Source organism: Agrilactobacillus fermenti (assembly GCF_047943045.1).
Classification (GTDB): Bacteria; Bacillota; Bacilli; order Lactobacillales; family Lactobacillaceae; genus Agrilactobacillus; species Agrilactobacillus fermenti.
Genome location: NZ_CP181347.1, coordinates 2,417,411 through 2,430,797, shown reverse-complemented (window position 1 = coordinate 2,430,797; position 13,387 = coordinate 2,417,411). Strand labels below are relative to the sequence as shown.

Here is a 13,387-nt window from a genome sequence, read left to right as displayed (position 1 = left end):
GAGTCCCGGTCATAATAATAAGGCATTGAATAGCATGGTGTTCAGTTGTGGCTGCAAAACATGATTTTGTTGTGTCATAAGTGACACCATCCTTTCATTAATTTATATTACAAATTTATCATAAATTATTAATGTGTCAACAGTTATTTTTAATTATTTTATAATTTAATTATTTTTAACCGGTTCGTGTCCCTCGATTGGCGTGAGCGGACAAGACTACGTTATAATAGGCATAAACATTTCAAGGAGCGGTTTTATGTTATCAGGGCAAGAACGCCGGAATCAAATCAGAACACAATTACAAACTACGGACACGCCGATCAGTGCTTCTAAATTTGCGAAACAGTTTGGGGTCAGCCGTCAAACAGTCGTTGGCGATATTGCACTGATGCGCGCTTCTGGGGAAGCTGTGGTAGCTAATTTTAATGGCTATACTTATGAGCAGGTCTCTAGTGATCAAACCGCTAAGATCGTTTGCCGGCATACTAGGGCACAGGCACAACAAGAGTTGGAATTGATCGTCGCAAATGGCGGCAAGCTATTAAATACCATCATTGATCACGAAATTTATGGCGAGGTCACGGGAAATTTAAATATTAGTAATATGACTGAAGTGAAACATTTTATAACCAAATTAAAACGAACCGATGCCCACCTACTGTCGGAATTGACTGATGGGGTCCATTTGCACACGATCGCGTATCGTACCGATGCAGATTTGGCTGCTATTAAACAAGCCCTACAAGACGCGGACATTTTATTTTTAGGATAATGGTAAAATTTACTATTTACATTTAACTAAATATCGAGTACCCTTATTTGTGGTCCTTTAATACCAATCAGCACCATTCTGTTCTGTTTACATAGTTGATTGTTGGTTTAAGGGGCCCTATTTTTTAGATTAAAAATTTAAGGGAGTGCTCTGATGTCATCTTTACGTCGATTTTTGAAGTTCAGCTTAGTTGCTGGCTTAATGCTTGTGGTTGCAGTGGTTGCGACGGCTTGTGGTCAAAGTAATAGTCAAGCCAGTCAGAAGAATCAAAAAATTTCTATTGTGACGACTACGGATTTTTATGGTGAGGTAGCCAAGGCTGTGGTCGGGAACAAAGGGACGGTCAAGTCAATTATCAATAAACCTTCCGTAGATCCCCATGACTATGAACCCACGACTAACGTGGCTAAAGAAGTAAGTAAAGCAGATATCGCGATTGCTAATGGGATCGGGTACGACCCTTGGATGAATAAATTAGCCAAAAATTCTGATAAGCTGCAATATATCAAGGTTGGCGAAAATATCATGGGTAAAAAGACTGGCGACAATCCTCATCTTTGGTATAATCCAGCAACGATGCCTAAATTAGCCAACGATTTAGCTAAACAATTAGGCAAAAAGCAACCTAAAAATAAAGCTTATTTCAAAAAGAATGCCCAAAAGTATATTGCTTCTTTGAAACCAGTTAATGATGAAATCAATCAGTTGAAGCAAAAGGCAGCTAGTGCACCAAATAAAGCTGTTTATGTCAGTGAACCTGTCTTTGACTATGCCATTGATGCCATTAGGTTCAAAGTCGGCAATGAAAAATTCGAACAAGCGACTGAAAATGAAAGTGATCCTTCACCAAAAGTTGTTAAAGAGATGCAAGACGGGATCAAAGCTAAGAAAATTGCTTTCTTCGTTTATAACAAACAAGTAGACAGCAAGGTAGTCAATAACTTTGTCAAATTAGCCCAGGATAATAAAGTACCTGTCTTAAAAGTCACGGAAACACTACCTGCTAAGATGGATTACAAACAATGGATGCTGTCTCAATATAAAGATTTGAATCAAATTTTAGAACAAACTGCTGCTAAATAATCGTTGGAGGTCCTGAAATGGCTAAGAAGTCAAAAATTGCTAAAGCCCAAAAAATCGAAGCTACTGTCGAAAAATACGCTGAACTGCGGCGCCAATTAAAAGCAGAACATAATTATGCGGCTTTAAGTCGCTTGCCGCGTAATGCCTCGCCCACGCGAATCCAGCGGCGCGACAAATTAGATGGCCGGCCACATGCTTACATGCGTAAGTTTGGCATGTCCAGGATCAACTTTCGCAAGTATGCGCACCTCGGGCAGATCCCCGGTGTCAAGAAAGCCAGTTGGTAAAAGTATACAAGCTGCGTGACAAAATGGTATGATGGTGGCAAGTTTATCACTGAAAATGGAGGGTTGATCATGCTTGCAGAAACCCATGTGGATTATGCTGTCCAGTTGATGAAAAAAGCCAATTTAAAAGTTACGAAACAACGCCGTGATTTGATTGCATTTTTGTATGAACATCAAGATCATTATTTGCCAATTAAAACGGTGGATCAGTATCTACGTAACTTTTATCCTCGAATGAGTTATGAAACGGTTTATCGGAATATTGATGAATTATCTGACCTGCATATCGTTGAGAAGCGCATGTTTTCCAGTGGCTTGCACGTGAAATTTCAATGTGATTTTGATCATGTGCAGCATAGTCATTTTATTTGTGAAAATTGCGGCCGCGTTGTTGAGCTCAAGGAACCACCTTTGGCTCAAGTACAAGACCAGTTACCTGATTACCAAATTACGGCGCAACATTTAGAAGTCTTTGGGCTTTGTCCTAAATGTCAGCTTTAAGTTGATAATAAAAAAGAGAGTGAGACAAAAGGCGCTCAGCACCTGATCACTAACAAGAATGGCGAAAAATGGTGAACTTGCCATTTGATCCATTCGTGGTTAGGTGAAGGTGTTGCCTTTTGGAACACGTTTAAAATTGAATTGTTCGTAAACACATAGTGGCTGAAAACAAAACGTTAGTTTTGTCCCAGCCACTTTTTTGCATTAATCTTTATTTAAATAATCAGTCCAAGTTTGAATATCCATAGTAGTTAGTTGTTAGATATCAGCATACAGACTATGGAAGTACTGCCTAACATGGTCATCATAATTTCTAGTAGCCACACGTTTAAGGTAGAAGGCGACGCCTACCACGATTATAAGAATTACAAAGGCAATTGTGCCATTCTTTGTTTGAAACTGCGTCAATAAGTAGATCGCGATAGCTAAAGTCACAATTAAACCGCTAAACCAAAGTAGCCGTTGAACCTTGTAGTTAAAATTAAACTGATGGTTTTTTAAGAAAGCTGCCCACTTTTTAGAGATATGATCATCGTAGTCTTTGAGTAGTGTACTGCGGCGCACGAATTCCAGAAGACATAAAAAGATGATGAAGTTTATAGTGCTTTTAGGCTGACGTATGTGAATTGCCATCATAGACAAACAAAAGATTACAAGGGCAAGCCACATAAACCAAACAAATCGCTGGAGTTTAAAAGTTGTCATCTCGAGCTACCCCCTAGATTAAGATTTGAGTTAATTTTGAACCGTAATTATTAATATTCAATGATTAAAAAATGAATAATATATGAATAAGACACAACAAAACGGCACTGAAGCAAAAACAAATTGCTTTCAATGCCGTTTTATAAGCCTAATCGTAGGAACGAGAGTGAAACAAAAGGCGGGTAACGGCTTAGCACTAATAAGAATCACGACAAATGGTGGGTTTTCCATTTAAGTGATTCGTGGTTAGGTGAGGGCGTTGCCTTTTGGAACACGTTTAAAATACAATCGTTCGTGAAGTAATCGGGGCCGTAGACAAAACATTAGTTTTGTCCCGGCCCACTTCTAATTATAATGCGACCAAGCAGCGTAGATCAGAACTTCATGAGTAGCTTGATCAATCGTATAGACAACCCGATGTTGGCTATTTAACCGCCGAGAATAAAAACCTGCACTCGGTGGCGTTAGTTTTTCAAAACTCTGGGTAGGCGCATAGGGATTTTCTTTTAACGTGGCAATAATTTCTAGAAAATTGGCTTTCAAATTGGATTGTTTTAATTTTTTCAGGTCACGTTTCGCTGAATTTTTAATTTTGACCGTATATTGGCTCATAACTTATCCCAATCGATATCATCAACGTCAGTGAAGCCACTGTCATCACTTTGACGTTCGCGAACTTTAGCCATTGTGCCGGTATTTTCTAAATAAAGTGTTTCTTGCATGGCATCGTAATCACTTTTACTGATAATAACGGCTGCTTGGTTTTCGTCACCATTGGCCGGTGTGATCATAACGGGCTTCTTTTGCGTGTTGACAGATTTAATGATTTCGTATAGATGTTTGCGTGCATTCGTGGGTGTAAAATTCTCTTGCATCAAATGACCTCCCTCAAAAAAACGATTCAAATTACTGGCTTTAGTATAGCGTACGTTGGTAGCGTACGCAAACAATTAGAATTACGGTTTTAATCCACAACGAAAACGGCACTGAAGCAAAAACAAATTGCTTTCAGTGCCGTTTTATTAACTTAATTGTAAATAAACGTGTTCCAAAAAGCAACGCCCTCTCCTAACGTCGAATTGCTCAAATGGCAAGCCCACCATTTTTCGCTATTCTTGTTAGTGCTCGGCCGCTAACCGCTTTTTGTCTCACGCTCTTAAGCTCTTGGTTCTAACCGCCGTTGGACGAAGCCTAAGACCAAATCAGAAATGATGGCCATCAAGGCGGTTGGCAGCGCACCGGCGAGGATAATGGCGCCCCCATTCGTTGCATTGGTTCCACGGACAATGATGTCCCCAAGACCGCCGGCACCAACAAAGGCACCAATGGCTGTGATCCCGATGGCGACAACTAGGGCGTTACGAATGCCGGCCATGATAACCGATAAAGATAGGGGCAGCTCCACCATATAAAGGATCTGCCAAGAGGTCATCCCCATACCCTTTCCAGAGTCAAGAATGGTTTTATCCACGCTAGCCATGCCCGTATAAGTATTTTTGACGATTGGTAGGAGTGAGTAAAGAAAGACAGTCACAATGACTGTGTTGACCCCTAGTCCGAGTCCCAGCATGATGATGGATAACATGGCTAGAGAGGGAATTGTTTGGATCACGTTAGCCACGCCAATTACCGCGTCACTAAGCCGACGTTTACGGGCAATGAAGATGCCAATTGGAATCCCAATAATTGCCGCAATCAACACACCATAAATCGAAATCAGGAAATGGCGCGTGAATTGACTCAGAACATAAGAACCATTATGGGCCAGATAATACCAGAACTGATCCCAAGTATTCATATTACTCATTTGCGTCACTTCCTTTGAAATAGTTGTGCTTTTGTAATAACCGTTGTGCCACGACAGAAGGTTCTAATAAATCATTATCAACTTCGTAATTTAATGCCTGCATCGTCTTCAAATTGATTTTGCCATCTAATCGATGAAGCACGGGTGCTAATTTGGGATATTTCTTTAACAAACTATTATTGACCACCATCGAACAATCATAAGGTGGGAAGAAGCGTTTGTTATCTTTTAGAACTTTCAAGTTATAGCTCTTGATGCGGCCATCTGTTGAATAACCAAGCACGGCCTGCATTTTACCAGCTTCAACTGCATCATAGACGAGCCCGATCTGCATCGGATAGACCCGTTTGAAATCAAAGCCATAATCTTGGGAGAAATCTTTGTAACCGTCACCTTTCCGGTTCATCCAAGAACTATCTACCCCAGCATTCATATTAGGTGCTTGTTTCCCGAGATCACTAATCGTCGTCATATGATACTTTTTAGCAGTGGCTTGGGTCACCATGAAAGCATAGGTATCCGCAAAGCCGTAAGATGGGAACCAGGTTTGATCATAGCGTTGTTTAAACTCACGTTTAACGATGCGACTGGCTTTTTGGGGATCCTTAGTGATTGGCAGCTGTAGCGTAGCGGTTACTTCTGTCCCGGTATACCGTGTCGCTGAAATATCAGCATCATTGCGTATCATAGCTTGGTGGGCCACCGTTGCGGAGCCTAGATTACTGACGAGCGTAGTTTTATAGCCCAGTTCATGATTGATCAGTTCGGCTACCATATTGGCCATAATTTGAGATTCTGTCGTACTTTGGGAAGCAATTCGAATTGTATCATCATTGCTGCCGCTGACACCTGGAAAACCACAGCCACCAATTGCGGTAACGACCACGGCCAAGAGCAGGGTTAGTTTTAGTAAGGCTTTTTTTGATAGTTTTAACATCTCATAACCTCCTATGACCGTTCGCTGATCGGGGTCAGCCGTTTTTCCAGTTTGCCTAGGAGATAATCGACTAAGAGCGCCAAGATCGTCACTGGAATCGTCCCGCCAATGATCAAGTCAGGCTGGAATAAATTCAGACCGTTAAAGATCAAATCCCCTAAGCCACCAGCACCAATGTAAGAGGCTAGCGTTGCCCAGGCGATGACATAGACGGCTGATAAACGAACGCCAGCCATGATAACAGGCGTAGCCATGGGAATCTCTACTTGAATGATGGATTGCATCGTCGTCATGCCCATGCCCTTAGCACTGTCCTTTAAGACTGGATCCACGTCTTCCATGCCAATATATGTATTACGTAAGATGGGCAATAGAGAGTAGATGAATAAAGCAACGATTGCTGGAAATTTACCGATACCAAAGAGCGGAATCATTAAAGCTAATAAGGCTAAAGAAGGGACCGTTTGGAGCATACTAGCGATACCGATCACAACCTTGGCTGTTTTAGGGAATCGAGTCAACAAAATACCCAAGGGAATCGCCACGATCACGCCGAGAATTAATGCTAGTGCAGAGATGTATAGTTGTTCCCAGGTCTTGGTGATCAATTCACTACCATGGGCGTTTAAAAAATCGATCATAGCCTACACCTCCTTGTCGTTTGAGGTGTCAGGATCGGTGGCTTTAGTGCCCACTGGGTTGGTCAATTTTTCAGCCATAGCCGCATTGCTATTTTCTTTAATTGCCGCATCATCTGGGTGGTGCTCAGAAGTTTCATCATCGCTGTCACCCCAGATCGTATCATAAACCATATCGACCAGAGCAGCCCGAGTAACGATGCCTTGCAATTGGCCTTGATGGTTGACTACTGGGACGTATTTCAACCCACGTTTTAAGATGCGGTCGACGGTATCACGCAGTAAGGTGTCAGAAACCACGGAGAAAATACGGGTGTTCATAATATCAGAAACGCTGGTAGCCCGTTTATAGTTGTTGTCCAAGGATTCAATATCGATGAAGCCCTTCAAATAGCCATCGTCATCTGTCACCAACAATGTATCTACGCGCCGTTTACGCATTAAGCGAATGGCATCGCCCAAAGAGCGGCCGGGCGTAATAGATACAGGATTTTTCAACATGATCTGAGCAACGGTAGTGACATCTGCCCGGGCTTGGATCAGGCGATCTTCACCAATCAAGTTTTCAACGAACTGATTCGCTGGGTGGCGCAGCAATTCCTCGGGTGTGGCGTTTTGAATCATATGACCGCCATCCATGACCACGATTTGCGTAGCTAATTTTAGTGCTTCATCCATATCGTGGGTGACGAAGACAACGGTTTTGCCAAGTTTTTCCTGTAAATTTTTAACTAATTCCTGCAAACTCTCACGTGTAATCGGATCCAAGGCACCAAAAGGCTCATCCATCAAAATTAAATCTTGATTCGCAGCTAGTGCCCGAATGACCCCGATACGCTGCTGCTGACCACCGGATAATTCGGAAGGATAACGGTCCAAAAAGTCTTCTGGTAATTCCACTAGTTTGATCAATTCTTCGGCCTTTTCCCGCCGTTTTTCCTCGGGCCATTTTAACAATTTAGGGACTAGAGTGATGTTTTCATAAATAGTCATATGCGGCATTAAACCAATGTTTTGAATCACATAGCCAATATGCCGGCGTAGTTCTACGGGGTTGGCCTTATGAATGTCCGCCCCATTATAAAGTATTTCGCCGCCAGTTGGTTCTAACATCCGGTTGATCATGCGCATGGTTGTTGTTTTCCCTGAACCTGATGTGCCGATGAGACAAACAAAATCACCTTTGTGGATGGTCAAGTTGACGTGCTCTACGGCGACGTTACCGCCACGGTAGACTTTTTCCACGTCCTTAAATACCAAGATCGGTTGTTCCTCTGTCATATCGCGCCTCCAATAGGTTAACTATTATTATAATTTTATCTTAACATACCTATGTCTAAATGCCGTTTGGCACACATTTAAAATAGAATTATTCGTAAATAAACGTCGAAAACAAAAAATCCGCTGATCGAAGTAAGTGCATACCCCATCAACAGATTTTTATTTTGGATAGTTAAACGCGCATTTGCCAAATATTAATTGGACCATACTTATGACCGACTGCTAATTCATGCTCAATGGCTTGATTTACCAGTTTTTTGGCAGTCGTCACAGCGACAGTAATACTTTGCCCCTTGGCAATTTCAGCCGTAATACAAGCCGAAAGGGCATCGCCAGTCCCATTAATATGTTCGGTATCATGGTAGGGTTCGGAGAGCCAAACTTTTTCACCTGATTCTAGCAATAAAAGATCTTTGACTTCTTTTAAGTCGCCGCCAATATGATGAGCGCCCTTTGCGACCACATTTTTAGCACCCATGGCTTGGATCTTTTTAGCCGCAGTGATCATATCCGCATCGGTATGTATTTCCATATCGGCCAATTTTTGCAATTCAAAAAAGTTAGGGGTGATCACAGTTGCTAATGGAACCAGCAAAGTTTTGAGCGTTTCATAGGCGTCAGCCTCTAGCAGCATAGCGCCATGTTTGGTAATGATGACAGGGTCAAGAATTAGGGGACCAAAATGATATTGCTTATAATTCTTGGTGACTGTTTCGATTGTTTGCTTATCTGTCAGCATACCTGTTTTACTGGCAAGTACGTGGAAATCGTCGGCGATAGCTTTGAATTCAGCGTCGATAAAATCGGTTGTGAGCGGTTGAGCCGCATGGATGCCGTAAGAATTACCGGCAACGCAAGCCGTCAAAACAGAGATACCGTAAACTTCACGAGCAAAAAAAGTGTTCATATCTGCTTGCATGCCTGCACTACCATCTGAGTCAGAACCAGCGATCGTCATTACTTGAGGATATTCATTTGCCATAAGGAACCTCCTAACTATCATGTCTTGATAGGTTATTTAAATACAAGAATAACAATGATTGCTAGTCATTGCAAAACAATTCCGAGACCGATAGAATGAAGGCAATGTAGCAGAAAGTAACCTAAGATGTAAGGAGCTTGCGCGATGCACGTCAATTTTTCATTTTTATTATTTGTTTTTGGCATCAATGTTTTATATTTGACAGTTAACACCATGCGGTTACTATTACAGAATCGAGGTCTTCTGATTCCCGCATCCCTATTTGGTATGGTGGAGATCACACTTTACACGTTAGGCTTAAATTATGTTTTAAAAAACTTGAATCAACCTGTTTATTTATTGGCTTATGCGATTGGTTTTGGAATCGGTATTTTTACTGGCATGTTGATCGACCGATGGCTAGCAATCGGCTATGTGATCGTACAAGTGATCACTGCGCATACCTTAGAAGAAGGTGCGAAACATTCGGTCCTTTCGCAGCTTCTAAGAGATCAAGGCTATGGCGTCACTGAAATGGATGGTGAAGGTCGGGATGGCACCCGTGAAGTTCTAGAAGTGTTAGTGCCACGCCGCGATGAGAAAGCTGTTTATCGAACCGTACAAGCTTATAATCCGAATGCCTTTATGATTTCTATCACGCCAACTGGTTTTAATGGCGGATTTTGGACGAAACATGCCCGCGGCCGAAAAAAGAAAAGTTGAAAAAGCATGAGAAGGATGTCTGGTATCAGAACGATTGTTTTGATGCTAGGCTTATTTTTTGCCTATTTTACTGGTTATTTTCATAAATGGTAGTTGACAGGTAATTAGGACAATGATAAATTATTTAATGGCCTAAATAGTATAAATTACTATTTAAAAAAATAGGAGGATTATAAGTAATGAAAACTGACTTAGCAACTGCACGCAGAGAGATGAGAAGTCCTAATATCAAAACAAGAAAACGGGCTTTGAAAATTATCCATGATTATAAACGCAATTTGAGATTTCAACGTAGTGATACTAAGGCATGAAGTTAGAGAGTGAGACGAAGTTGATCAACTTAGTTTCGCTCTTTTTTAATTGTTAATTTTGATCAAAATATTGTTGCAGACCCTTAACCACCTGGGTGGCAATCTGGTCACGATATTTGGCACTTTTGATTCGTTTAAAGTCCTTGGTGGTGTTGATATAGCCCATTTCTAATAAAATCGCTGGCCGCTGGTTGTCTCGGAGCACTTGGAAATTACCATAACGGATGCCTTTATTTGGTAAAGGCAAACGATCTAAATTTCGGTTGATTGTTTTTGCAAAAGTAGTGTCTTTTTGGCGCTGGTAATAATAAGTCGTAAATCCAGAAGCATCATTTTGTTCACCAGAAGAATCGAAGTGGAAACTAATAAAAGCATCGGCTTTGAGTTGGTTGGCAATTTGAGGTCGTTTTGCTAGGGAGACAAAGTGATCACTCGTTCGAGTTAGAACAACTTTAGTGCCTAAACGCCGTAACTTTTGTGCGGTAAGTTTAGCTACTTTAAGCGTATAAGTTTTTTCAAATTGCCCTGTACCTGAAATCGCACCTGAGTCTGAACCACCATGGCCTGGATCTAAAACGATCGTAGCAGTGGCTAAGCTTGCGGGCTTGTGGATCGGGACCAGCTTGGCTTATTCGGTGACGATCCAGCTAGCTACATAGCCGACTTGATTGTCATTAGTTCGAACTTTGTACCAATTACCAGATCGTTTAATGAGTCCCAGTTTTTTATTCTTTGGTAGGACAGCAAGAATCTTGCCTTTGGTAGCTGGTTTGGCGCGTAGTTTGGTATTAGCTTGGTCTGTAATGATCTCAATGGTTTTATTGGTGGAGACAACTGTCCCCTTGTTACTATGGCGCGCGTCTTGCTGCTGCATGCGGCGCACCGCCAGGGCATTGATTTGATCTGAACGGATCCAACCACTTTGTCGGCGGTTAAGGCGGACTTGATACCAATGGGTTCGACGGCCTACAACATCTAAGTGCATGCCTTTTTTTAATTTAGCGACTGCCTTAGTGGCAAGGTCTGGTTGTTGATGAACTAAGACGGCTGGCGTTTGAACTAACACTTGCTGTTGTTCAAACAAACGGCGACTGGACATTATAATAAGTATGATTGCACCGAACAGACACAATAAGGCAATGAAACGATTGACTAATTTTGCCATGTCATTGGCTTCTCTCTAGATTGAATTGGCTTGTTTCTTTTATGATATATTAGTTCTGGAAAAAATATGGCATCATTACAAAAATTAAGTAAAATTTTAAACAGTAATTATTACTCTAACTTTTTTTGCAAAGCATGGTGCTTTGATGAATAGGGCGGAGCATCATTTTTTGGTATAGTTAGGGAAACAAGTAATTTTAGGAGGCTAATGATGGGCAAGCCAACGATCTCTGAAGTGGCACAAGCAGCTAATGTTTCTAAGGCAACGATCTCGCGTTATTTAAATCATCATTATGGCAACATGTCAGAAGCCACACGGCAGCGGATTGCCAAAGTTATCGCTGAAATGGGTTACCGGCCCAATCGTCAGGCGCAGTCTTTGAAATCAAAGCGCAGCTATTTGATTGGGGTGGTAATTGCGGATATTTCCAATATGTATTCTTCACTATTACTTAAAGGCATCAGTTCGGTATTACAGACTGAGCGATATCAGATCATGATCATGAATAGTGCGAATTCGTTGGAGTTGGAGCATCAATATTTACAGCGACTGCTAGATCAGGGAGTTGAAGGAATCATCTTGCAGGCTATCAGTCCCAACATAGCTGACTATCAATTCTTGCAACCATATGATGTCAAAGTAACTTTGGTAGATCGGCCGATCAAAGGTAGTGATTGGCCTTTAGTAACCTCTAATAACTATACTTCGACAAAACAGTTGGCACGTTTAGTTTATGAAACGGGCTATGATCAATTGACCGTTATTTCAGAAGCCATCAACCGCACAATCACACGCCAAGTTCGCTTTCAAGCCATTGCGGACACTGGTAAAGCCTTACATAAACGAGCCCAGTTAAAAGAAGTCGCTGATCAAGATAGTTTTGGACTAGAACAGATCATTTCGGATCTAGTTGAAGAACCACAAAAAAATGCCATTTTTGCTAGTAATGGTCGCATGCTGATGCTGACCTTGAAAGCCATTTTTAATTTAGGATTGCGTATTCCTGAAGATATTGGTGTCACGGGCTATGATGATTGGAGTTGGACAGAGCTGGTTGGCCCTGGCATTACTAGTATTGAACAACGCCCAGATATGATCGGACAAAAGTGTGCGGAAGTCATTTTAGCGCAAATTGCCGGTGAGAATCGCATGGGTTTGACCTATGAATTACCAGCAGAGTTAAAACGAAGATATTCATTGTAAGCTGGTTAGGTTTTTAAACTAAATTCGAGTATGTATGAAAAGAAGTTAAGCACTATGAACGTGTGTAACTTCTTTTTTTGATTTTTTATTTGCTTTTTAGAAACCGATAACCTTGATAAAGTGTCGGCCTATGATATCTATATATATCTTGATATTACGATAATAATCAGGTAAATTTTAAAAGAGAACATTTAAACTTGATTTATATATGTAAGCGGTTTATAGTATCAATTAAGGAAACCGGTTAACAAAAATTGATGGAGGTCACATTATGCAATCTAAACAACTTGCAGCAAACTTATTATTATTTGATGCCGAGGTTAAAAAGGGTGTCAAGCAAGCGGAGCTATTGGCTCGGGCCAAAGATTTAGGTTTTTCGATGGTGGAAGTACGCCGAGAATATTTCCAAGATATCACTGCAGAGATACCAGAAGTTAAAGCCCAAGCAACGGCATTAGACTTGAAACTCTTTTACAGCGTGCCTGATGAGCTATTTGTTGCTGGTAAAGTCAATCCAAAATTAACAGGCTATTTTGAAGAAGGACAGCAGCTCGGTATTGAAAAAATCAAATTTAATATTGGTGATTTTGCCAACTACCAAGGTGAGCTGCAACGCGATTTTGCACCATTTCTGAATCAAGGGATTGAAGTCAATATTGAAAATGATCAGACGCAAACAAGCGGGACACTAACACCGATCTTGACGTTCCTTAAAGCAGCAGTAGCAGCAGATGTTGATATTCGTTATGTTTACGATTTGGGGAATTGGCCCTTTGTTGGCGAGGACTTCCTAGCTGGTGCTAAGGCGCTTGCAGTGTATACACGGTATATTCATGTCAAAGATGTGACTGAAAAAGAGGGCCAGCCTTTCGTACAGCCACTAGATGAGGGTCACATTGACTGGCGCCAAGCTTTAGCAGTTCTGCCAAAAGATGTGCCAGTGGCGTTGGAATATCCAACGGACAATGATGCCTTGATCAAAGCTGGTTTGCAAAAGTTGTTAGCACTTTAAC

The 13,387-nt window shown here is 41.4% G+C and carries 18 protein-coding genes; 8 read left to right on the top strand and 10 right to left on the bottom strand.

The window, feature by feature from the left end; translation table 11 throughout:
* Window positions 1–256 precede the first annotated feature (256 nt).
* The 4 genes from ACNAN0_RS12105 to ACNAN0_RS12090 all read left to right on the top strand — a co-directional run bounded on the left by ACNAN0_RS12105 (window position 257) and on the right by ACNAN0_RS12090 (window position 2,643).
* On the top strand, window positions 257–772 hold the full coding sequence (locus ACNAN0_RS12105; RefSeq protein WP_230914199.1) for a transcription repressor NadR: 516 nt from the start codon (window positions 257–259) through the stop codon (window positions 770–772).
* A gap of 153 nt (window positions 773–925) precedes the next feature.
* Window positions 926–1,855 carry a metal ABC transporter solute-binding protein gene (locus ACNAN0_RS12100; protein ID WP_416353418.1) on the top strand — a complete coding sequence of 310 codons (930 nt, stop codon included), beginning with the start codon at window positions 926–928 and terminating at the stop codon, window positions 1,853–1,855.
* Window positions 1,856–1,872: 17 nt separating this feature from the next.
* Window positions 1,873–2,142 (top strand): 30S ribosomal protein S14, encoded by a 270-nt coding sequence (rpsN, locus tag ACNAN0_RS12095; RefSeq protein WP_230914198.1) that lies wholly within the window; start codon window positions 1,873–1,875, stop codon window positions 2,140–2,142.
* Between the two features lie 69 nt (window positions 2,143–2,211).
* The gene (locus ACNAN0_RS12090) at window positions 2,212–2,643 is read left to right on the top strand and encodes a Fur family transcriptional regulator (RefSeq protein WP_230914197.1); all 432 of its coding nucleotides are present in this window, start codon (window positions 2,212–2,214) and stop codon (window positions 2,641–2,643) included.
* Between the two features lie 258 nt (window positions 2,644–2,901).
* On the opposite strand, the gene ACNAN0_RS12085 is transcribed toward ACNAN0_RS12090, so the two are convergent.
* The 8 genes from ACNAN0_RS12085 to thiD form a co-directional block, all read right to left on the bottom strand.
* On the bottom strand, window positions 2,902–3,207 hold the full coding sequence (locus ACNAN0_RS12085; protein ID WP_230914196.1) for a hypothetical protein: 306 nt from the start codon (window positions 3,205–3,207) through the stop codon (window positions 2,902–2,904).
* 486 nt (window positions 3,208–3,693) lie between these two features.
* Window positions 3,694–3,960 (bottom strand): Txe/YoeB family addiction module toxin, encoded by a 267-nt coding sequence (locus tag ACNAN0_RS12080; protein ID WP_230914195.1) that lies wholly within the window; start codon window positions 3,958–3,960, stop codon window positions 3,694–3,696.
* Window positions 3,957–4,223 (bottom strand): type II toxin-antitoxin system Phd/YefM family antitoxin, encoded by a 267-nt coding sequence (locus ACNAN0_RS12075; protein WP_230914194.1) that lies wholly within the window; start codon window positions 4,221–4,223, stop codon window positions 3,957–3,959. The genes ACNAN0_RS12080 and ACNAN0_RS12075 overlap by 4 nt, the downstream gene beginning before the upstream one ends.
* A gap of 281 nt (window positions 4,224–4,504) precedes the next feature.
* Window positions 4,505–5,155 carry an ABC transporter permease gene (locus ACNAN0_RS12070; RefSeq protein WP_230914193.1) on the bottom strand — a complete coding sequence of 217 codons (651 nt, stop codon included), beginning with the start codon at window positions 5,153–5,155 and terminating at the stop codon, window positions 4,505–4,507.
* Window positions 5,148–6,092 (bottom strand): osmoprotectant ABC transporter substrate-binding protein, encoded by a 945-nt coding sequence (locus ACNAN0_RS12065; RefSeq protein WP_416353417.1) that lies wholly within the window; start codon window positions 6,090–6,092, stop codon window positions 5,148–5,150. Before ACNAN0_RS12065 ends, ACNAN0_RS12070 begins: the two co-directional genes overlap by 8 nt.
* A gap of 11 nt (window positions 6,093–6,103) precedes the next feature.
* Window positions 6,104–6,733, bottom strand: coding sequence for an ABC transporter permease (locus ACNAN0_RS12060; protein WP_230914191.1), 630 nt, complete (start codon window positions 6,731–6,733; stop codon window positions 6,104–6,106).
* A 3-nt stretch (window positions 6,734–6,736) separates the two neighbouring features.
* Window positions 6,737–8,011 carry a betaine/proline/choline family ABC transporter ATP-binding protein gene (locus ACNAN0_RS12055; protein ID WP_230914190.1) on the bottom strand — a complete coding sequence of 425 codons (1,275 nt, stop codon included), beginning with the start codon at window positions 8,009–8,011 and terminating at the stop codon, window positions 6,737–6,739.
* 172 nt (window positions 8,012–8,183) lie between these two features.
* Complete coding sequence (gene thiD / locus ACNAN0_RS12050) at window positions 8,184–8,993, bottom strand: bifunctional hydroxymethylpyrimidine kinase/phosphomethylpyrimidine kinase (protein WP_230914189.1); 810 nt, start codon at window positions 8,991–8,993, stop codon at window positions 8,184–8,186.
* A 144-nt stretch (window positions 8,994–9,137) separates the two neighbouring features.
* Here thiD and ACNAN0_RS12045 point away from each other — a divergent pair, with 144 nt between their 5' ends.
* Complete coding sequence (locus tag ACNAN0_RS12045) at window positions 9,138–9,695, top strand: DUF2179 domain-containing protein (protein WP_230914188.1); 558 nt, start codon at window positions 9,138–9,140, stop codon at window positions 9,693–9,695.
* Window positions 9,696–9,874: 179 nt separating this feature from the next.
* Window positions 9,875–10,006: a putative metal homeostasis protein gene (locus ACNAN0_RS12040; protein ID WP_230914187.1), complete on the top strand. Its 132-nt coding sequence runs from the start codon at window positions 9,875–9,877 to the stop codon at window positions 10,004–10,006.
* A gap of 52 nt (window positions 10,007–10,058) precedes the next feature.
* Here ACNAN0_RS12040 and ACNAN0_RS12035 read toward each other — a convergent pair whose 3' ends face one another.
* Window positions 10,059–10,586, bottom strand: a complete 528-nt coding sequence (locus ACNAN0_RS12035; protein WP_416354202.1) for an N-acetylmuramoyl-L-alanine amidase family protein — start codon at window positions 10,584–10,586, stop codon at window positions 10,059–10,061.
* Between the two features lie 48 nt (window positions 10,587–10,634).
* On the bottom strand, window positions 10,635–11,171 hold the full coding sequence (locus ACNAN0_RS12030; protein WP_416353416.1) for an SH3 domain-containing protein: 537 nt from the start codon (window positions 11,169–11,171) through the stop codon (window positions 10,635–10,637).
* Window positions 11,172–11,381: 210 nt separating this feature from the next.
* Between ACNAN0_RS12030 and ACNAN0_RS12025 the strand changes: the two genes are divergently transcribed.
* Complete coding sequence (locus ACNAN0_RS12025) at window positions 11,382–12,374, top strand: LacI family DNA-binding transcriptional regulator (protein WP_230914185.1); 993 nt, start codon at window positions 11,382–11,384, stop codon at window positions 12,372–12,374.
* Between the two features lie 271 nt (window positions 12,375–12,645).
* Window positions 12,646–13,386: a sugar phosphate isomerase/epimerase family protein gene (locus ACNAN0_RS12020; RefSeq protein ID WP_416353415.1), complete on the top strand. Its 741-nt coding sequence runs from the start codon at window positions 12,646–12,648 to the stop codon at window positions 13,384–13,386.
* Window position 13,387: the final 1 nt, after the last annotated feature.